This window comes from Sphingomonas baiyangensis (assembly GCF_005144715.1).
GTDB lineage: Bacteria > Pseudomonadota > Alphaproteobacteria > Sphingomonadales > Sphingomonadaceae > Sphingomonas > Sphingomonas baiyangensis.
In genome coordinates this window covers 2,169,267-2,187,925 of sequence record NZ_SWKR01000002.1, presented here as the reverse complement: position 1 = coordinate 2,187,925, position 18,659 = coordinate 2,169,267, and the positions used below count along the sequence as shown (strand labels likewise).

General features: G+C 68.1%; 14 protein-coding genes. 9 read left to right on the top strand and 5 right to left on the bottom strand.

Going from position 1 to position 18,659, the window contains the following annotated elements; genetic code table 11:
* Window positions 1-170: 170 nt before the first annotated feature.
* The 4 genes from pnp to FBR43_RS13840 all read left to right on the top strand — a co-directional run bounded on the left by pnp (window position 171) and on the right by FBR43_RS13840 (window position 5,559).
* Window positions 171-2,501, top strand: coding sequence for a polyribonucleotide nucleotidyltransferase (pnp, locus tag FBR43_RS13855; protein ID WP_136943658.1), 2,331 nt, complete (start codon window positions 171-173; stop codon window positions 2,499-2,501).
* Between the two features lie 171 nt (window positions 2,502-2,672).
* Window positions 2,673-3,659 (top strand): sensor histidine kinase, encoded by a 987-nt coding sequence (locus FBR43_RS13850; protein ID WP_249276603.1) that lies wholly within the window; start codon window positions 2,673-2,675, stop codon window positions 3,657-3,659.
* A gap of 78 nt (window positions 3,660-3,737) precedes the next feature.
* Complete coding sequence (locus tag FBR43_RS13845) at window positions 3,738-4,094, top strand: DUF4440 domain-containing protein (RefSeq protein WP_136943656.1); 357 nt, start codon at window positions 3,738-3,740, stop codon at window positions 4,092-4,094.
* Between the two features lie 82 nt (window positions 4,095-4,176).
* The gene (locus FBR43_RS13840) at window positions 4,177-5,559 is read left to right on the top strand and encodes an amino acid permease (protein ID WP_136943655.1); all 1,383 of its coding nucleotides are present in this window, start codon (window positions 4,177-4,179) and stop codon (window positions 5,557-5,559) included.
* Window positions 5,560-5,668: 109 nt separating this feature from the next.
* On the opposite strand, the gene FBR43_RS13835 is transcribed toward FBR43_RS13840, so the two are convergent.
* The 3 genes from FBR43_RS13835 to FBR43_RS13825 form a co-directional block, all read right to left on the bottom strand.
* Window positions 5,669-7,105 (bottom strand): amidohydrolase family protein, encoded by a 1,437-nt coding sequence (locus FBR43_RS13835; RefSeq protein ID WP_136943654.1) that lies wholly within the window; start codon window positions 7,103-7,105, stop codon window positions 5,669-5,671.
* A complete protein-coding gene (locus tag FBR43_RS13830; RefSeq protein ID WP_136943653.1) occupies window positions 7,102-8,481 on the bottom strand; it encodes a metal-dependent hydrolase family protein in 1,380 nt (459 codons plus the stop codon). Before FBR43_RS13830 ends, FBR43_RS13835 begins: the two co-directional genes overlap by 4 nt.
* A 132-nt stretch (window positions 8,482-8,613) precedes the next feature.
* Window positions 8,614-10,194, bottom strand: coding sequence for a M20/M25/M40 family metallo-hydrolase (locus tag FBR43_RS13825; RefSeq protein WP_136943652.1), 1,581 nt, complete (start codon window positions 10,192-10,194; stop codon window positions 8,614-8,616).
* A 96-nt stretch (window positions 10,195-10,290) separates the two neighbouring features.
* On the opposite strand from FBR43_RS13825, the gene FBR43_RS13820 reads away from it, so the two are divergent.
* The 3 genes from FBR43_RS13820 to FBR43_RS13810 all read left to right on the top strand — a co-directional run bounded on the left by FBR43_RS13820 (window position 10,291) and on the right by FBR43_RS13810 (window position 15,717).
* The gene (locus FBR43_RS13820) at window positions 10,291-12,426 is read left to right on the top strand and encodes a penicillin acylase family protein (protein WP_169542621.1); all 2,136 of its coding nucleotides are present in this window, start codon (window positions 10,291-10,293) and stop codon (window positions 12,424-12,426) included.
* A 68-nt stretch (window positions 12,427-12,494) separates the two neighbouring features.
* Complete coding sequence (locus FBR43_RS13815) at window positions 12,495-15,404, top strand: M16 family metallopeptidase (RefSeq protein ID WP_136943651.1); 2,910 nt, start codon at window positions 12,495-12,497, stop codon at window positions 15,402-15,404.
* Window positions 15,405-15,420: 16 nt separating this feature from the next.
* Complete coding sequence (locus FBR43_RS13810; protein ID WP_136943650.1) at window positions 15,421-15,717, top strand: hypothetical protein; 297 nt, start codon at window positions 15,421-15,423, stop codon at window positions 15,715-15,717.
* 227 nt (window positions 15,718-15,944) lie between these two features.
* On the opposite strand, the gene FBR43_RS13805 is transcribed toward FBR43_RS13810, so the two are convergent.
* Window positions 15,945-17,012 (bottom strand): 5-(carboxyamino)imidazole ribonucleotide synthase, encoded by a 1,068-nt coding sequence (locus FBR43_RS13805; RefSeq protein ID WP_136943649.1) that lies wholly within the window; start codon window positions 17,010-17,012, stop codon window positions 15,945-15,947.
* Window positions 17,009-17,491, bottom strand: a complete 483-nt coding sequence (purE, locus tag FBR43_RS13800) for a 5-(carboxyamino)imidazole ribonucleotide mutase (protein ID WP_136943648.1) — start codon at window positions 17,489-17,491, stop codon at window positions 17,009-17,011. The genes FBR43_RS13805 and purE overlap by 4 nt, the downstream gene beginning before the upstream one ends.
* A 163-nt stretch (window positions 17,492-17,654) precedes the next feature.
* Here purE and FBR43_RS13795 point away from each other — a divergent pair, with 163 nt between their 5' ends.
* Both FBR43_RS13795 and FBR43_RS13790 read left to right on the top strand, forming a co-directional pair.
* Window positions 17,655-18,275, top strand: coding sequence for a hypothetical protein (locus FBR43_RS13795; RefSeq protein ID WP_136943647.1), 621 nt, complete (start codon window positions 17,655-17,657; stop codon window positions 18,273-18,275).
* Window positions 18,275-18,646 (top strand): tRNA-binding protein, encoded by a 372-nt coding sequence (locus FBR43_RS13790; RefSeq protein WP_136943646.1) that lies wholly within the window; start codon window positions 18,275-18,277, stop codon window positions 18,644-18,646. Before FBR43_RS13795 ends, FBR43_RS13790 begins: the two co-directional genes overlap by 1 nt.
* Window positions 18,647-18,659: the final 13 nt, after the last annotated feature.

Below are 18,659 nucleotides of genomic sequence, written 5' to 3'. Positions count from 1 at the left end.
AAAGCCTCTCCCGTTCGCCCCGAGCTTGTCGAAGGGCTGCACTTCCCGAAGCGGAAAGGAACGGGGCTTCGACAAGCTCAGCCCGAACGGGTTGGGGAGGCACCGAAACGAGCCACTATCGGCTCGACACAGGCCCCGGCGGCATAGGGCTGCCGGACAAAGGAAACAGAATGTTCGATCACAAGAAAGTGGAAATCCAGTGGGGCGGAAAGACCCTCACGCTCGAAACGGGCAAGGTCGCCCGCCAGGCCGATGGCGCGGTGATCGCGACGCTCGGCGAAACGGTGGTGCTGTGCGCCGTCACGGCTGCCAAGTCGGTGAAGGAAGGGCAGGACTTCTTCCCGCTCACCGTGCACTATCAGGAGAAGTTCTCGGCCGCCGGCCGTATTCCGGGCGGCTTCTTCAAGCGCGAGCGTGGTGCGACCGAGAAGGAGACGCTCGTCTCGCGTCTCATCGACCGCCCGCTGCGCCCCTTGTTCCCCGAGGGCTTCTACAACGAGATCAACTGCATCGCGCAGGTGCTGTCCTATGACGGCGAGAACGAGCCCGACATCCTGGCGATGGTCGCGGCGTCGGCGGCGATGACGCTGTCGGGCGTGCCCTTCATGGGGCCGATCGGCGCGGCGCGCGTCGGCTACAAGGACGGCGAGTATCTGCTCAACCCCACCGACGCCGATGTCGCGGCGGGCGAGCTCGACCTCGTGGTCGCCGCCACGCAGGACGCGGTGATGATGGTCGAATCCGAAGCCAAGGAGCTTTCGGAAGAGGTGATGCTCGGCGCCGTGCTGTTCGCGCACAAGGCGTGCCGCGAAGTCACCGGCGCGATCATCAAGCTGGCCGAGCAGGCCGCCAAGGAGCCTTGGGAGCTCAAGGTCCAGGACGATGCCGTCGCGGTAAAGCAGCGGCTGAAGGCGGTGATCGGCGACGATCTGAAGGCCGCCTACAAGCTGACCGACAAGCAGGCCCGCCAGACCGCGATCAACGAAGCGCGCACCAAGGCGCGCGAGGAGATGGCGGACCTCAAGGAAACCGATCCGCAGGCCTATCTCGCCAGCCTAAAGCTGGTGAAGAAGCTCGAGGCCGAGATCGTGCGCAACGCGATCCTCGACGACGGCATCCGCATCGACGGCCGCGACACGCGTACCGTGCGCCCGATCGTCGCCGAGGCGCATTTCCTGCCCCGCGCACACGGCTCGGCGTTGTTCACGCGCGGCGAGACGCAGACGATCGCCACCTGCACGCTCGGCACCAAGGACGCCGAGCAGATGATCGATGGTCTGGGCGGCCTCAGCTACCAGCATTTCATGCTGCACTATAACTTCCCGCCCTATTCGGTGGGCGAGGTCGGCCGCTTCGGCGCGCCGGGCCGTCGTGAAGTGGGGCATGGCAAGCTCGCCTGGCGCGCGCTGCATCCGGTGCTGCCGACCAAGGACGAGTTCCCCTACACGATCCGCCTGACCAGCGACATCACCGAGTCGAACGGCTCGTCGTCGATGGCGAGCGTGTGCGGCGGCAGCCTGGCGCTGATGGACGCGGGCGTGCCGATCAAGCGGCCGGTGAGCGGCATCGCGATGGGCCTGATCCTCGAAGGCGACCGCTTCGCGGTGCTCTCGGACATCCTCGGCGACGAGGATCATCTGGGTGACATGGACTTCAAGGTGGCGGGCACGTCCGAAGGCATCACCACGATGCAGATGGACATCAAGATCGCCGGCATCACCGAGGAGATCTTCACCGCGGCGCTGACGCAGGCCAAGGAAGGCCGCGCGCACATTCTGGGTGAAATGGCCAAGGCGCTCGATTCGACGCGGACCGAGCTTTCGGCACACGCGCCGCGCATCGAGACGATGCAGATCGACAAGTCGAAGATCCGCGACGTGATCGGCACCGGCGGCAAGGTGATCCGCGAGATCGTGGCGACCACTGGCGCCAAGGTCGACATCGACGACGAGGGCATCATCAAGGTCAGCTCGTCCGACGTCAGCCAGATCGAGGCGGCGATGAACTGGATCAAGGGCATCGTCGAGGAAGCGGAGGTCGGCAAGATCTACAACGGCAAGGTCGTCAACCTCGTCGATTTCGGTGCGTTCGTGAACTTCATGGGCGGCAAGGACGGGCTGGTGCACGTCTCCGAGATCCGCAACGAGCGCGTCGAGAAGGTTGCCGACGTCCTGAGCGAAGGCCAGGAAGTCAAGGTCAAGGTGCTCGAGGTCGATCCGCGCGGCAAGGTTCGCCTGTCGATGCGCGTCGTCGACCAGGAGACCGGCGCCGAGCTCGAGGACACGCGCCCGGCACGCGAACCGCGTGGCGATCGCGGCGACCGTGGCCCGCGTGGCGACCGTGACGGCGGGCGCGGTGGTCGTGGCGGCGACCGTGACCGTGGCCCGCGGCGTGACCGCGGCGATCGCGGTGGCGATCGTGGCCCGCGTCGCGAGCGGTCCGAAGCGAAGGACGAGGGCGGCGAGGATATCGGCCTGCCTTCGTTCATCACCGAGAGCTGATCGTCCTCCGATTACGGACGACAAGGGGGGCCGCGTTGCGGTCCCCCTTTTTCGTGCCGCAATCGGGCTTTAGGCGGTGCGACTTGCTCCAGGTTAGCGACCGCGAGCGCAAAAACTGTTGTTACGGTGGCGTAGCGTATGCAGGGGAACGATTTGCGCCAACGGGCGCCCTTGATCGAGCGGTTGCCGCTGGCGACCGACCGCCCCTGGCTGGCGACGGGCGTGACGGCTGCGATGATCGCCGCGGCACTGGTGCTGCGCATCATCGCCGATCCCGCGTTGCCGCCGGGCTTCCCCTTCGTCACCTTCTTTCCCGCGGTGATCCTCGCCTCGGCGCTGTTCGGGCTGCGCATGGGCGCGCTTGCCGGGCTGGCTTGCGGTCTGCTCGCCTGGTTCATCTTCGTCGGCGAGCGCAACAGCTTCGCGCTCGACTGGGGCGGCGTGGTGGCGATGGCGTTCTACACGCTCGTCGTCGGCACCGATCTGGCGATCATCCACTGGATGCAGCGCGCCAACGCCAAGCTGGCGCGCGAGCGCGAGTTGAGCCGCGCACTGGCCGAGACGCGCGAGCTGCTGTTCAGCGAATTGCAGCATCGCGTGTCGAACAATCTGCAGGTCGTCGCCGGGCTGGTCTCGCTTCAGAAGCGGCAGATCGCCGATCCGCAGGCGCGCGCCGCGCTCGACGAGGCGTCGCGCCGGCTGGCCTTGATCGGCCGCATCAGTCGTCAGCTCTATGATGCCGCTGGCAGCACCCGGCGGATGCGCGAGTTTCTCGAGCCCTTGTGCCACGACGTGATCGAGGCGAGCGGTCGCGCGGGCATCCGCTGCGACGTGCGCGTCGACGGCGACGCGCTGCTGGCGCCCGACAGCGCCATCCCGCTCGCGCTGATCGTCGCCGAGGCGATGGCCAACGCCATCGAACATGGCTTCGCCGGCCGCGAGACCGGGGTGATCGAGGTGACGCTGACGCGCGATGGCGAGCAGCGCATCGCCATCGAGGTGCGCGATGACGGGCACGGCCTGCCCGAAGGCTTCGACATCGAGGCATCGGGCAGCCTTGGTCTGCGCATCGCGCGGATGCTTGCCGAGCAATTGCGCGGCAGCTTCGATCTGGTGGGCGGAACGGGTGCCACTGCGCGGCTGGTGCTGCCCGCCTGACCGGCTACCGGCTTTGGCCGGTGGCGGAACCTCGCCGCGCGCCACCCGCTATCCCCTTCCAATCAAGGGAGATCCGATATGGACGACGATCGCGTCTGGGCGTTCGAGGAAAGCCTGTGGACGGGCGATGCCGAGCATTATCGCGAGTGCATCGACGACGAATGCGTGATGGTGGTGCCGATGCCGCCCTATGTGATGACGGGGATGCAAGCGGCCGATGCCGTGGCCGATACGCCGCGCTGGACGCGGGTGCGCTTTAGCGACCGCCAGATCATGCGGCCGCAGGAGGGCCTGATCGTCATCGGCTACACCGCCGAAGCGAGCAAGGACGATGGCGAGGCCTATACGGCGCATTGCACCTCGACCTACCGCCGGCTCGAGCACGAGGTCTGGCGCGTCGTCCAGCATCAGCAGACGCCGCCGATCACGGCATAAGCTTTAGGCTTTAAGCAATTGGCGGTTCGCCGTTGACGTGCTAGCCCCACGGCATCCACCATGATGCCGAACGGGGGCTGGCATGCGCGCTGAGACGATCATCGAACGCGAACAGGGCCTCGCCAAGACGCTGTCGAAAGCGCAGGTGGTGATGATCGGGCTGGGCGGCGCGATCGGCACCGGCCTGTTCATGGGCAGCGGCATCGCGATCAACTATGCCGGCCCGGCGGTGATCCTGAGCTATATCATCGCGGGCTTCGCCGCGGTGGTGATGGTGTTCAGCCTTTCCGAGATGGCGGTGGTGCACCCCTCTGCCGGCTCGTTCGGCACCTATGCCGAAACCTATATCTCGCCGGGTGCGGGCTTCATGGTGCGCTACACCTACTGGATGTCGCAGGTCGTCGCGATCGGCGGCGAGGCGGTGGCGTCGGGCGTGTATATGAGCTTCTGGCTGCCCGAGGTGCCTGTCTGGATGTGGTCGCTCGGCTTCGCCGCCACGCTGCTCTACATCAACTCGCGCTCGGTCGGCGATTTCGGCAGTTTCGAATACTGGTTCGCGCTCATCAAGGTGGTCGCGATCGTATTGTTCATCATCCTTGGCCTGTCGACGATCCTGGGGCTAGGCACCGAGCCCGTTGGCTTCGACAATCTGACCGGCCTGCCCGGCGGGTTCATGCCTAATGGTTTCTCGGGCGTGTGGATGGGCGTGCTGATCGGCATCTTCTCGTTCGTGGGGATCGAGGTGGTCGCCGTCACCTCGGGCGAGATGGCCGAGCCGCAAAAGGCGATTCCCGCCGCGCTGCGCACGATGGCGGTGCGGCTGATCCTGTTCTACCTGCTGGCGCTCACCATCGTCGTCAGCTTCGTCCCGTGGACCGAGTCGGGCGCCGAAGTCGTCGAGCAGAGCCCGTTCGTGCGCGTGCTCGCCTATACCGGCGTGCCTTATGCGGCGGGAATCATGAACTTCGTCGTCATCTCGGCGGCGCTGTCGAGCATGAACACCAACATCTATCTCGGCTCGCGGATGCTGTTCTCGCTCGCACGCGGGCGGTACGCGCCGGCGTTTCTGGGCAAATTGAGCCCCAATGGCACGCCGGTGGCGGCGATCCTGATATCGGGCGTGTGCATCCTGCTGGCCGCCGGCCTCTCGAAGCTGACCCCGCTTGCGTACAATTACCTGTTCGGCATCGCGATCTTCGGTGCGATGCTGGTGTGGATGACGATCCTCGTCAGCCATCTGCGCTTCCGCCAGCGCCACCGCGCCGAGGACCTGCCGGTGCGGATGCCATTCTTCCCCTATATGCAGATCGCCGGGCTGGTGCTGCTGGCGGCGATCCTCGTCACGATGGCGTTCGACACCGCATTCTGGAACATCGCGTGGATCGTGGGCGTGCCGTGGCTGGTGCTGCTGGCGGTGGCGTACCAGATCTGGAAGCGGCGGATGGCGGGCGCGGCGACTGCCTGATCGCTGGCGTGAGAGAAGGACGGCCCTTCGACAGGCTCAGGGCGAACGGGGGGATACGCTAAACCCGTTCGTGCTGAGCTTGTCGAAGCACCGTTGTTCTTCGATCGCCCTAGCGTGCCGCCATCCGCCTCGGACGCTGGCCGCCGGCCAGCGGCAGCTTGCTCTCGTCGACGGGCTGTCCGCCCTTCATCACCATGACGATGCGCTTCATGTTGTTCACGTCGGCCGTCGGATCGGCGTCGAGCAGCAGCAGATCGGCGAGCTTGCCGGGTTCGACCGAGCCGAGCCGGTCCTCCATGCCCAGATGGCGCGCGCCGTTTAGCGTGGCGATGGTGACGATGCGCGCGGGCGACACGCCTGCCGCCGCGAGCAGCTCCATCTCGCGGTGTACCGCCGGCCCCAGCGTCTGGTCGGTGGCGATGGCGATGATGCCGCCCGCCGCGTCGATCATCCGCATGTTTTCCTGCGCTACCGGCGTCATCAGCTTCATCCACCACGTCCAGCCGCGTTCCTTCCACGCGGGCAGCGTCTCGTTGCGCAGCGTCGCGATCTCGGCGGCGCTGTACGACGCCTGATAAAGCGGCTGGTCGAGATATTGCGGCTGCTCGACCAAGCGGCTGTAGCCCTCGCCGATCGTCAGCGTGGTGGCCATCGGCGTCTTCTTGGCGCCCATCAGCTTCGCGAATTCGGGCGTGATCGGCCCCTGGATGACGGGGTGCGCCAGACTGTCGATGCCCGCGAAGATCGCTTCGGTCGCGCGCAACTCGCTCGAGGTATGCGCGGTCGTGCGGATGCCGTGGCGATTGGCCTCGAGGATGATGTCCTGCATCAGATCGAGCGGCAGCAGCGAGATGAGCGGGCGCGTGCCCCAGCCATGTTCGTCGAGCGTCAGCTTGACCACATCGGGCTTCTGCGTCGCCAGATACTCGAGCAGCTTGGGCTTGTCGCGCGCCCAGTCCTCGATGCGCAGCGCCATGCTGTCGCCATGGCTGCCGGGATAGGTGACGATGTTGCCGGTGGCGAAGATGCGTGGCGACAGGATCTTGCCCGCACGCTCCTCGGCGCGCAGGCCGAGGATATGTTCGGGCACGTTGCCCGCGTCGTAGACGGTGGTGACGCCCGAATAGAGATAGCTGGCGAGCGCCTCGAGCCCGGCGGCGCGGGCGATGCGCGCATCGGCGGCGACCTGCATCGGCGGCGGGCCGGCGGGGTTCTTGGGGTCGGTGCCCACCATCCGCCGTCCGTCGCCGCCGCGCGCGCCCTTCAGGTGGATGTGCACGTCCATCAGGCCGGGCATCAGGAAGCGCCCGCGCCCGTCGATCCGCGTGCCCGAAACCCTGGGCGCCACCGCTGTCGGGGTGACGAAGGTGATGCGATCGCCCTCGACGCCCACCGACATGTTCGGCTGCGCGGGCTGGCCGGTGCCGTCGACCAGCGTGACGTTCTCGATCACATAATCCTCGGCGAACGCCGGCGGCGCGAAGGCGGCGATGGCGAGGCCGGCGACGCCGACGAGCAGGCGGCGCATGATGTCGCTGCGGATCACTGCACTTCCTTCCCGGCCTGCTTGAACACGATGCCGTCGCGCATGACGAAATCGACGTTCATCACCTGGTTGATGTCGGCGACGGGATCGCCGTCGAGCGCGATGATGTCGGCGGCGAGGCCCGGCTGGATGCGGCCGCGATCTGCAAGGCCCGCGGCGGCGGCGGCGTTGACGGTGCCGGTCTTGAGCGCCTCGACCGGGGTCATGCCGGCATCGACATATTCGACCATTTCCTGCGCATTGGTGCCGTGTGGCGAGATGCCGCTGTCGGTGCCCAATGCCACCGGCGTGCCGATCTTCACCGCCATGCGCACGAGCTTCTTGGGCTGGTCGCCGAGTTTCAGGAGCTTGGCGAGCGAGTTGGGATTGATGCCCGCCATCGGCCCGCGCATCACCTTTTCGGGCGTGTCGCCGACATAGGTGATCGGCCAGACGGTGGGGATGAGCCAGGTGCCGTGCTGCTTCATCAGCCTGAGGCTCTCCTCGTCGGCCCACATGCCGTGCTCGATCGAATCATAGCCCGCGCGCGTCGCGGCATCGATGCCGCCCTTGCCGTGCGCATGCGTCGTCACCTTGCGGCCCATCGAATGCGCGGCCTCGGCGATGGCGGTCAGTTCGGCGTCGGTGAACTGCTGCTCGGTGCCGGCGTCCGACGGATCGAGCACGCCGCCCGTCACATGCACCTTGATGACGTCGGCGCCGTATTTGATCGCGGCGCGCGTGGCGCGGCGGCAGTCGTCGGGCCCGTCGCACACGCTGTCGCGCGGTTCGGCGTCGAGGAAGGCGCGCTTCATGTCGTGCGCGTCGCCATGGCCGTTGGTGGGGCTGATGCCGCGGCCGGCGGCGACGATCTTGGGGCCGGGCACCACGCCCATGCGGATGGCGTCGCGCAGCGAGAAGATCGCGTCATTCGCGGCCCCCAGATCGCGGATCGTGGTGAAGCCCGCCAGCAGCGTAGCCTTGGCGTTGGTGGCGCCGTTGAGCGCGAAGAACGCATCCTCCTGCCGCATCCGCGTGCCCGGCAGGCGACCGGCGATGCCGTTGCTGGTGATGTGGACGTGCAGGTCCATGAAGCCCGGCAGCACATATTTGTCGCGAAGATCGACAGCGGGTGTGCCGGCGGCCAGGCCGAGCGCGGCGGCGTCGCGATAGCCCTGCTCGACGCTGCGGATACGGCCGCCTTCGGTGACGATCGTCGCCTCGGTGAGCACACGCTCGCCCGGCGCGGTCATCAGCCTGCCGGCATGGACGATCGTCGGTGCGGCCACACGCGGGCTGGCATGCGGCGGTTGGCCCGGCTCGACCGATCGCTGCGCAGTCGCGGGCGCCGCGATGCCGAGCGCGAGCCCGGCGGCGAACAGGGGGATAGCACGCATGCCTTATCTCCTTTCGCGACTCGCGCCTTCAGCGACGCAAAATTGCTATAGGTATAAAGTAAACATGCAGGCCGCATCGTGTCCACCCCCGGCGGAGCTGCGCGGGAAAAATCGGCCGAGGACGAAGGCAGGTCAGTCCGCGCGCGTCGCCTTGGGGGCATCGGGCGCGAACTTGCGACCATAGACGCTGTCGGCATACCAGCGCGGCGCTTGAGCGGCATCGGCGAGCGAGGCGGCGATGGCGTGGTTGACGCGTGCGAACTTGGCGGCGGCGTTCCAGTTGAACGGCAGCGACAGGTCGTCGCTCGGCTTGTGGTAATGCGTCGCCAGGAAGTCGCGAAACGCCTTGCCGCCGCCATTGGCATGGCCGGTGACGAGGAACACCGAAGGCACGCCCTGCTGCACGAAGCTGTAGTGATCCGAGCGCATGAACAGATTTTCCTCGGGCATCGGATCGGGCGAGAGCGTGACGCCGTCCTTCGCGGCGGCGGCGGCGACCAGCGGCCCCATCGTCGAATGCTCGGCACCGAACGCGACGACATCGGTGAAGTCGTAGGTGAGCAGCGGCATGTCGAGATTGACGACCGCGACCACCTTGCCCGCGCCGATCGGGTGCTTCGCCAGCCATTCAGAGCCGAGCAAGCCCTTCTCCTCGGCAGTGACGGCGGCGAACATCACGGTGCGCTTCGGCCGCGCGCCGCCCTCGGCAAAGGCGCGCGCGACCTCGAGCATCGCGGCAGTGCCGGCGGCATTGTCCATCGCGCCATTGTAGATCGCATCGCCCTTCACCGCGCGGCCGACGCCGACATGGTCGAGATGCGCCATCAGCAACACCACCTCGTTCTTGAGCGCGGGATCGCTGCCGGGAATGACGCCGATGACGTTGGGGCTCTCGAAGCGGCGGCTGGTATTCGCATGCGCGATGGCGACGGGCTGCGCGAGCGCGAAGCCGCGCACGGCGGCGCCGGTATCGACCTGCGCGTAGCTGCGCGGCGCGCGCGCGAACAGCGCATCGATCGCCTTGGGGCTGAGGATCGCGCGCACCGGCTCGTCGGCAGGCGCGGCATTGCCTGCGAGCGCCGTTTGCGCACCGGTCGAATGGGCGATGGTGTCCCACGAATATTGCTTGAACAACTCGCGGCCGTAGATGGTGAGGATCGCGGTCGCGCCCTTGGCGCGCGCCAGCGCGGTCTTGCCTTCGCTCAGTTGCGCGGCGGCTTCGCCGGGCACCGATTTCGGCGCGCCCGCCAGCATCGCCACCACCTTGCCGCGCACATCGAGCCCGGCATAGTCGTCAAGGCCATGCTCGGCGCTTTCGAGCCCGTGGCCGACGAACACCACGTCGCCCTTGATCGCCGCGGGCGTACCGTCGCCGCCGAGCATCACCACGTCCTCGCCCGCCGCGAAGCGCCGGCCGCCGATCGTGACGTAGGAGACATTGCGATCGGGCGCCTGCGTCGCTTCGAGCGGCACCTGCTGATACCAGCTGTCGCCATTGGCAGGCTCGAGCCCGAGCATCGCAAAGCGCGTCGCGACATAGCGCGCGGCGATGTCGTAGCCGGGCGTCCCGGCCTCGCGGCCCTGCAACAGGTCGTCGGCGAGGAACTCGACATGCCCGCGCACCGCCTGCGGCGTGATGGTGACGGGCGCCTGCTGCGCATAGGCGATGGGGGCGGTGGCGAGCAGCAGCGCGGAGAAAAGCAGGCGGCGCATCGGTGACTTTCGCAAGAGGGCGGTTGCGCATGGTCTAATCGAACGGCAAGCCGTTGCAACCGCGGGCGAAGAACCCGCCGAGCGAGGGGCGCGTGGATGCTGAAGCGGTTGGGTATCGGATTGCTGGCGGTCGTGCTGATCGTCGCGCTCGGTCTTGCGATCTGGGAGCCGCTGACTGCCGAGGCGTCGCCGCCGCCGCCGCCACGCCAGTATGACGTGGCGATCGCGCGCGACCGCTTCGGCGTGCCGCATATCTTCGGCACCACCGATGCCGACGTCGCGCACGGCATCGGCTATGCCCATGCCGAGGATGATTTCGCGACGCTGCAGGAAGTGCTGGCGATGACGCGCGGGCGGCTGGGCGCGATCACCGGCGAGACGGGGGCGGCGACCGATTATGTGCTGCATCTGCTCGGCGCGCGCGACACTGTGGCGCGCGACTATGCCAGCCAGCCCGCCGATGTGCGCGCGCTGCTCGACGGCTATGCCGCCGGCCTCAACCTCTATGCCGAGCGCCACCCCGATCAGGTGAAGCTGCGCCGGCTGTTCCCCGTCAACGGCGAGGACGTGGCGACGGGCTTCGTGCTGCGATCGCCCTTCTTCGTCGGCCTCGAAAATGTGCTCGGCGCGCTTGCCAATGGCGACGATCTGCCGCGCGAGATGGCGCTGCCCGACGCCCCCCTCGATGCGCCAAACGTCACCCCCGCCGGCCCGCGCGCGATCGAGGGTGGGTCGAACGCCTGGGCGGTGGCGCCCCGCCGCAGCACCGATGGCGCGACGCGGCTGGTTTCCAACTCCCACCAGCCGTGGCGCGGGGGCGTCGCGTGGTACGAGCTGAGCGTCCATTCGCGCGAGGGCTGGGACTTTACCGGCGCGACCTTTCCCGGCGCGCCCTATCCGCTGCTCGGCCACAACCGCAATCTGGGGTGGACGAACACCGTCAACCGCCCCGACGTGATCGACGTCTACAAGCTGGCGATGGACGATGGCGGCGAACGCTATCGGCTCGACGGGCAGTGGCGGCCACTCGAGGCCCGGCGGGTGTGGCTGCGCGTGCGCGTAGGGCCGTTCGTGCTGCCGGTGCCGCGCATGGTGTACCGATCGGTGCATGGCCCGGCGATGCGAAACGATGCCGGCACGTTCGCCTTTCGCTATGGCGGCGCCGACCAGCTGCGCATGGTCGAGCAATATTACCGGCTGACCAAGGCGCAGGACTTCGACCAGTGGCAGCGCGCGATGGCGATGCAGGGCATCCCCGGCACCAACTTCATCTACGCCGATCGCACGGGCAATATCGGCCTGTTCTACAATGCCGGCTTTCCCGTGCGCCGACCGGGCTTCGACTATGCAGGCGTGTTGCCCGGCGACACCAGCCGCGCGCTGTGGACGGGCATGGTGCCGTGGCGCGGCGTGCCGAAGAACGTGAACCCGGCGTCGGGCTACATCATCAACGCCAACCACACGCCGTTCGTGGCGGCCGGCCCTTCGAGCGAGATGCGCCGCGGCGACTATTCGCCGCTGCTCGGCATCGAGGAGGACATGACCAATCGCGGTGTGCGATCGATCGAGCTGATGGAAGCCGATACCGCGATCAGCCAGGCCGAGCTCGAGGCGATCAAGTTCGACAGCGCCGTCAGCCGCGCGAGCTGGGCGGGCAAGTGGTTCGAGGCGATGCTGGCGCTCGATCCGAAGGGCGACGCCACGGTGAAGGCCGCACAGGACGTACTCAGGCGCTGGGACTGGAATTACGACGGGAAGGGACCCGCCGATGCGCTGGCCACGCTGGTGCTGCGCGAGGGCAATCGCTGGCATTATCCGCGCAAGGACCGCGCCGATCCGCGCGATGCGCTGCGCAGCTCGGCCGAGCATCTGATGGAGCATTTCGGCCGGCTCGACGTGCCGCTGGGGCAATTGCTTCGGCTGCGGCAGGGGAAAGTCGACCTGCCGCTTGACGGTGGCCCCGACGTGTTGCGCGCGATGGCGCTGTGGGACGTCGACGAGGACGGCCGGCTCGCGGTGCGCCACGGCGACAGCTTCATCCAGTTCGTCGAATGGACGCGCGACGGGCGCGTGCGATCGAAGTCGATCAACCCGTTCGGCGCGGCGACGACGCGGCCGCAGTCGCCGCATCATGTCGATCAGGCGCCGCTGTTCGTCGCCAAGCGTTTCAAGCCGACCTGGTTCGACCCCGCCGAACTGCGGCCCAACATCGTGCGCGCCTATCGCCCCTGATACCAACGAGCGTATTGCATGCGCGCTACACCGCGCTATCGTAACAAGCGTAACTACCGGAGATAATTATGCGTTCGATGTTCCGTGCCCTGTCGGGCGTCGCGATGATGGCGATCGCCGTGCCCACGGTGCACGCACAGGCGCAGCGCCAGCAGGCCGCCGCCGCGCTGCCCGCGGCCGCCCCCGTCGCCGACCTCATCGCGCAGGTCGACATCCCCTATGAGAGCTTCACGCTCGACAACGGCCTGACGGTGCTGGTGCATACCGATCGCAAGGCGCCGATCGTCGGCGTGTCGGTATGGTACGACGTCGGATCGAAGCACGAGCCCAAGGGCAAGACGGGCTTCGCGCACCTGTTCGAGCATCTCATGTTCAACGGCACCGAGAATGCGCCGGGCGACTATTTCGAGCCGCTGCGCGCGATCGGCGCGACCGACCTCAACGGCACCACCAGCTTCGATCGCACCAATTATTTCCAGACGGTGCCCAGGGCCGCGCTCGACCGCATCCTGTTCCTCGAGAGCGACCGCATGGGCTATCTGCTCGGCGCCGTCACGCAGCGCAATCTCGATAACCAGATCGGCGTGGTGCAGAACGAGAAGCGGCAAGGCGACAACCAGCCCTATGGCCTCGTGCGCTACAAGATGAGCGAGGGGCTGTTCCCCGTCGGCCACCCCTATCACCACTCGACCATCGGCTCGATGGCCGATCTCCAGGCCGCCAGCCTCGAGGACGTGAAGACGTGGTTCCGCAGCTATTACGGCCCCAACAACGCGATCATCGCGCTGGCGGGCGATATCGACGTCGCGACCGCGCGGCCGCTGATGGAGAAATATTTCGGCGCGATCCCGCGTGGCCCCGAGACCAAGCTGCCGCCCGCCCCGGTGCCGACGCTGCCCGCGCCGGTCGCCGAGACGATGAACGATCGCGTGGCGAACACGCGGCTCTATCGCATGTGGGCCGTTCCCGGTCTGCGCGAAACCGACGCGCACAACCTGACCGTCGCGGCAGGCGTGCTGGGCGGGCTGGCGAGCTCGCGGCTCGATCGCGAACTGGTGCGTGGGCGCCAGCTGGCGGTGAGTGCGGCATCGTATAACCAGAGCTTCGCGCAGGTCGGCATCTTCATGGTGCAGATGGACGTGCGCCCCGGCGTCGACGCCGCCGAAGCGGGCCGCGCGCTCGATGCGCTGATCGCCGATTTCATCAAGAACGGCCCGACCGAGGACGAGATTCAGCGCGTCGCAACCACCACTGTCGCGCGCAGACTGGGCGGGCTCGAGCAGGTGGGCGGCTTCGGCGGCAAGGCAGCGACGCTGGCGAGCGGCGCGCTGTTCGCCGACGACCCCGCGCACTACAAGAAGGAGCTGGCGGCGATCGCGGCTGCCACGCCGCAATCGGTGCGCGCCGCCGCCGCCAAGTGGCTGACGCGCCCCGTCTATGCGCTGACAGTGCAGCCGGGCGAGCGCGAGGCCTATGTCGAGCCGGGCACCACGCCTGCCGCGCCCACGGCGGCGGCGCAGGCGACCAACACCGCGCAGGCCAATGCCGCGCCGACGCCCGCAGCGGCCGATGGACCGGCGCAGGGCACGCGCGGCGCGCTGCCGCCCGTAGCCGACATTCGCGACATCGACTTCCCCGATGTGCAGCGCGCGCGCCTGTCGAACGGCATCGAGCTTGTCTACGCACGCCAGCAGGCGGTGCCGACGACGCAGGCGATCGTCAGCTTCGATGCCGGTCAGGTCGCCGATCCGGCAGGCAAGCTGGGGCTCGCCAACTTCACGCTCGCCGCGATCGACGAGGGCACCACGACGCGCGACGTCAACGCGCTGGCCGAGGCGCAGGAGCGGCTCGGCGCGCGGATCTCGACGGGCAATGATGCCGATCGCAGCTTCGTGTCGCTGTTCACGCCCAGCCCCAATCTCGACGGATCGGTGGCGCTGCTCGGCGACATCGTTCGCAACCCGGCCTTTGCCGACAGCGAGATCGAGCGGCTGCGCGGCCAGACGCTGGCGCGCATCGCCGCCGAGCTGACCAATCCGGGCGCGCTCGCGGCACGGCGGCTGCCCGGCCTGCTCTATGGCGACAGCGCGCCCTATGCCAAGCTGGCAGCCGGCACCGGCGATCCGGCGGCGGTGAAGGGGCTGACGCGCGCCGATCTCGCGGCTTTCCACCAAGCGTGGCTGAGGCCCGACAAGGCCAAGATCTTCGTGGTCAGCGACCGGCCGCTGGCCGAGGTGCAGGCGGCGTTCGAGCGGCAGTTCGGCAACTGGCGCGCAAACGGTGCGGCGGGCGCCAAGAGCTTCACCGCGCGGCCGACGCAGGCGAGCCCGCGCATCGTGCTGATCGACCGACCCGATTCGCCGCAGTCGCTGATCGCGGGCGGGCAGATCACCGGCCTCGACCCCAAGGGCGAGCTGCTGCCCGAATTCACCGCCAACGAGGTGCTCGGTTCGGGCTTTCTCAGCCGCATCAACATGGACCTGCGCGAGGAGAAGGGCTGGTCCTACGGCGCGCGCGGTGGCTTCAACCGGATGGAGCATGCCGTGCCCTATATCGTCAACGCGCCGGTACAAGCCGACAAGACCGGCCCGGCGCTCGCTTCGCTGCGCGAGCAGGTGAGCGGGTTCCTGTCGACCAGCGGCGTCACCCCCGCCGAGTTCGAGCGCACGATCAACGGCGAGACGCGCGAACTGGCCGGCAATTTCGAGACGAGCGGCGCGGTGCTGGCGGGGATGCAGGCGAACGACCTCTATGGCCGCCCCGACAATTATTACGACACGATCACGCAAAAATATCGCGCGCTCACGCCGCAGCAGCTTGACGCTGCGGCACGCGGGACGATCGATCCGGCGAAGTGGGTATGGGTCGTCGTGGGCGACGCCTCGCAGGTCCGGGGGCAGCTTGACAGCCTAGGCCTGCCGGTCGAGGTGGTGCCGGCAAGCGCGGTGGGCGGCAGCGCCGCACCGCGAGCGAACTGAGATCGGGAGAGACAAGATGGCCAATGTCGACGGCAACTGGGATACCGTGGTCAAGTCGCCGATGGGCGACCAGAAGGCGACGCTCAACGTGCAATCGAACGGTGACAGCTTCACCGGCAATTTCGCCGGCGGCATGGGCACGTCGGACGTGACGGGCAGCGTCGACGGCGACACGCTCAAGTGGAAGATGGACATCACCGTGCCGATGCCGATGACGCTCGATTGCGAAGCAACGGTCGATGGCGACACGCTGTCGGGCAAGGTAACGGCGGGCGCGTTCGGCAGCTTCCCGCTGGAAGGCACGCGCGCCTGATGCGAACGGGCGGCCCGCGTCTGCGGGTCGCCCGGTTCGTCGCGTGACCAGGCCGCGCTGATGCGCACCCGGTTGCGCTGCCGAGCCAAGCGGCGGTTCGATAGTGTCGCGGATGCGCTGCTGGCGGCAGGCGACCTGCCGCTACGCTCGTATCGCTGTGATCGCTGCGCGCGGTTTCACCTTACCAGGCGCACCAAGGGCAAGCGCATCCCGCGCCCCGCGCCTGCCTAGGTCGCGAACGGCTCCACCCGCGTCACATGGCCCATCTTGCGGCCGGGACGCGCCTCGTGCTTGCCGTACAGATGCACATGCGCGCCGGGCTCGCCGAACAGCGCCGGCCATTCCCCCACATCGTCGCCGATCAGGTTGGTCATCGCGATCGACTGTCCGGTGGCCGCGGTCGGCCCCAGCGGCAGGCCGCAGATCGCGCGGACATGGTTCTCGAACTGCGAGGTGACGGCGCCCTCGATCGTCCAGTGCCCCGAGTTGTGCACGCGCGGCGCCATCTCGTTGAACACCGGCCCCTCGGCACCGCAGAAGAATTCGAGGCACAGCACGCCGACATGGCCGAGCGCATCGGCGACGCGGCCGGCGAGCGCGGCGGCTTCGGTCCATTGTGCCGCGACCGGCGCGGGGGCGGGGATGCGCGACACGTCGAGTATGCCGTCGCGGTGGACGTTGTGCACGGGGGGATAGCTCAGCGATGCGCCATCGCCGCCGCGCACGACGAGGATCGAGAATTCATGCTCGAACGGCACGAACGCCTCGAGCACCGCGGGCGCGCCGCCGATCGCGGACCAGGCGGCATAGGCATCAGCGGTGCTGGCCAACCGCGCCTGTCCCTTGCCGTCATAGCCGAACCGCGTGGTCTTGAGGACCGCCGGGCAGCCGACGGCCTCGATCGCGGCGTCGAGCGCGGCACGATCGGGCACCGGCGCCCAGCGCGCGGGGCGGCCACCCAGCGCCTCGACGAACGCCTTTTCGGCCAGGCGATCCTGCGCGACCTCGAGCGAGCGCGTCGACGGGCGCACCTTGGCGCCGAGGCCCGCGATCGGCTCGGCGGCGACATTCTCGAACTCGTAGGTGACCACATCGACCTGCGCGGCGAAGGCGGCAAGCGCGGCGGCATCGTCATAGGCGCCGCGCGTGTGCGTGAAGGCGACGTCGTTGGCGGGGCCGCTTTCGGGCGCATAGACATGGATGCGGTAGCCGAGCTGTGCCGCCGCCATGCCGATCATCCGGCCGAGTTGCCCCGATCCGATGATACCGATGGTGGCGCCGGGCGGGACGATCATTCGGGCGTCTCGGCGACAGCGGCGGTCTGCTCGGCGCGCCATGCCTCGAGCCGCGCGGCGAGCGCATCGTCGGTGGTGGCAAGGATCGCGGCGGCGAGCAGGCCGGCGTTGATCGCACCGGGCCTGCCGATCGCGAGTGTACCCACGGGCACGCCGCCGGGCATCTGCGCGATCGACAACAGGCTGTCGATGCCGTTCAGCGCCTTCGATTCGACGGGCACGCCGAGCACCGGCAGCCGCGTCATCGCCGCCGCCATGCCGGGCAGATGCGCCGCGCCGCCCGCCCCCGCGACGATGACCTTGAGGCCGCGCGCCGCCGCGCCGGTGGCATAATCGTAGAGCCGTTGCGGCGTGCGATGCGCCGAGACGACGCGCGTCTCGTGCGCGACGCCGAGCCGATCGAGGATCGCGGCGGCGTGGGACATCGTTTCCCAGTCCGAAGTGCTGCCCATGATGATGCCGACGAGCGGAGAGGTCATGCTGCTTCCCGCATGCGAAAAGGGAGCCGGTTCCTAGCGTTCGCGCGGCGCCGGGGCAACGCGCTCGCTCGATTTGGTGTCGCACACGCCGCGCGGGACCGATCGGGCTGGCTTCGCGCGCGGGATCGGGTAGCGTCGGCAGCGTCTGGCTGGAGAATGATCGATGTCCCGCTTTGCTGTTTTGCTGTTCGGCGCTCTCGTGCTTGCCGGTTGCGGCGACGAAGCGATGCCGCCTGCTCCGGCGCCCGAAAACGGCGTAGCAGCCACGCCTGTCGCCGATGCCGTGGACCCGGGCGTAGGCGCCGACCCGGTCGATCCCGCGCCGGTCGACGGCCCCGGCATCGCGCTCGACGGCGAGGGGCTGCGGCTGGTCGATGCGACGAGCGGTCGTGCGACGCCGCTCGCTTTCGGCACGCCGCGCGCGACGATCGAGCGCGCGCTTTCATCGCGCGGGCCGGGCGAGGCGGGCAGCAATGCCGAATGCGGCGCGGGACCGCTCGACTATCTCGAATGGAGCGATGGCCTGACGCTGTGGTTTCAGGAAGGTGCCTTTGCCGGCTGGCGCGCACGGACGAGCGAGGCCGGTACGCACAGCACGATGAACGGCATCATGCCCGGCATGACGCGCGCCGCGCTCACCGAATCGGGCAGCGTGGTGACGTTCAGCGAGGATACGCTCGGCGCCGAATTCGCGGCAGGCGACATCTTCGGCTTTCTCGACGGCACCGGAGACGATGCGCGCGTGCGCGAAATCTATGCCGGCGTCAGCTGCAATTTCCGCTGATGCATCACCCGAGCGACCTTTCCGCACCGGCGGCACCCGAAATAAGCTTCGACGATTTCCTGCGCATCGATATCCGCGTGGGCACGATTGTCGCCGCCGAGGCGTTTCCGCAGGCGCGCAAGCCCGCCTATATCCTCACGATCGATTTCGGCCCCGTCATCGGCCGCAGGCGATCGTCAGCGCAGATCACCGAGCATTATTCGCTCGCCGAACTGGTGGGACGTCAGGTGGCGGCGGTGGTGAACTTTCCGCCGCGCCAGATCGGGCCGATGCGTTCGGAAGTGCTGACGCTGGGCTTTCCCGATGCCGAGGGACGGGTCGTGCTGGTATCGCCGTCGCAGCTCGTTCCTGACGGGGGGCGGCTGTTCTGACCTAGCGCCGCTT

Bases quoted from the DNA above. Each gene is read 5' to 3' on its own strand.
- pnp (WP_136943658.1), top strand. From the start codon at position 171: ATGTTCGATCACAAGAAAGTGGAAATCCAGTGGGGCGGAAAGACCCTC.
- FBR43_RS13845 (WP_136943656.1), top strand. From the start codon at position 3,738: ATGGACGACGATCGCGTCTGGGCGTTCGAGGAAAGCCTGTGGACGGGC.
- FBR43_RS13840 (WP_136943655.1), top strand. From the start codon at position 4,177: ATGCGCGCTGAGACGATCATCGAACGCGAACAGGGCCTCGCCAAGACG.
- FBR43_RS13830 (WP_136943653.1), bottom strand. From the start codon at position 8,481: ATGCGTGCTATCCCCCTGTTCGCCGCCGGGCTCGCGCTCGGCATCGCG.
- FBR43_RS13825 (WP_136943652.1), bottom strand. From the start codon at position 10,194: ATGCGCCGCCTGCTTTTCTCCGCGCTGCTGCTCGCCACCGCCCCCATC.
- FBR43_RS13820 (WP_169542621.1), top strand. From the start codon at position 10,291: ATGCTGAAGCGGTTGGGTATCGGATTGCTGGCGGTCGTGCTGATCGTC.
- FBR43_RS13815 (WP_136943651.1), top strand. From the start codon at position 12,495: ATGCGTTCGATGTTCCGTGCCCTGTCGGGCGTCGCGATGATGGCGATC.
- FBR43_RS13810 (WP_136943650.1), top strand. From the start codon at position 15,421: ATGGCCAATGTCGACGGCAACTGGGATACCGTGGTCAAGTCGCCGATG.
- FBR43_RS13805 (WP_136943649.1), bottom strand. From the start codon at position 17,012: ATGATCGTCCCGCCCGGCGCCACCATCGGTATCATCGGATCGGGGCAA.
- purE (WP_136943648.1), bottom strand. From the start codon at position 17,491: ATGACCTCTCCGCTCGTCGGCATCATCATGGGCAGCACTTCGGACTGG.
- FBR43_RS13795 (WP_136943647.1), top strand. From the start codon at position 17,655: ATGTCCCGCTTTGCTGTTTTGCTGTTCGGCGCTCTCGTGCTTGCCGGT.
- FBR43_RS13790 (WP_136943646.1), top strand. From the start codon at position 18,275: ATGCATCACCCGAGCGACCTTTCCGCACCGGCGGCACCCGAAATAAGC.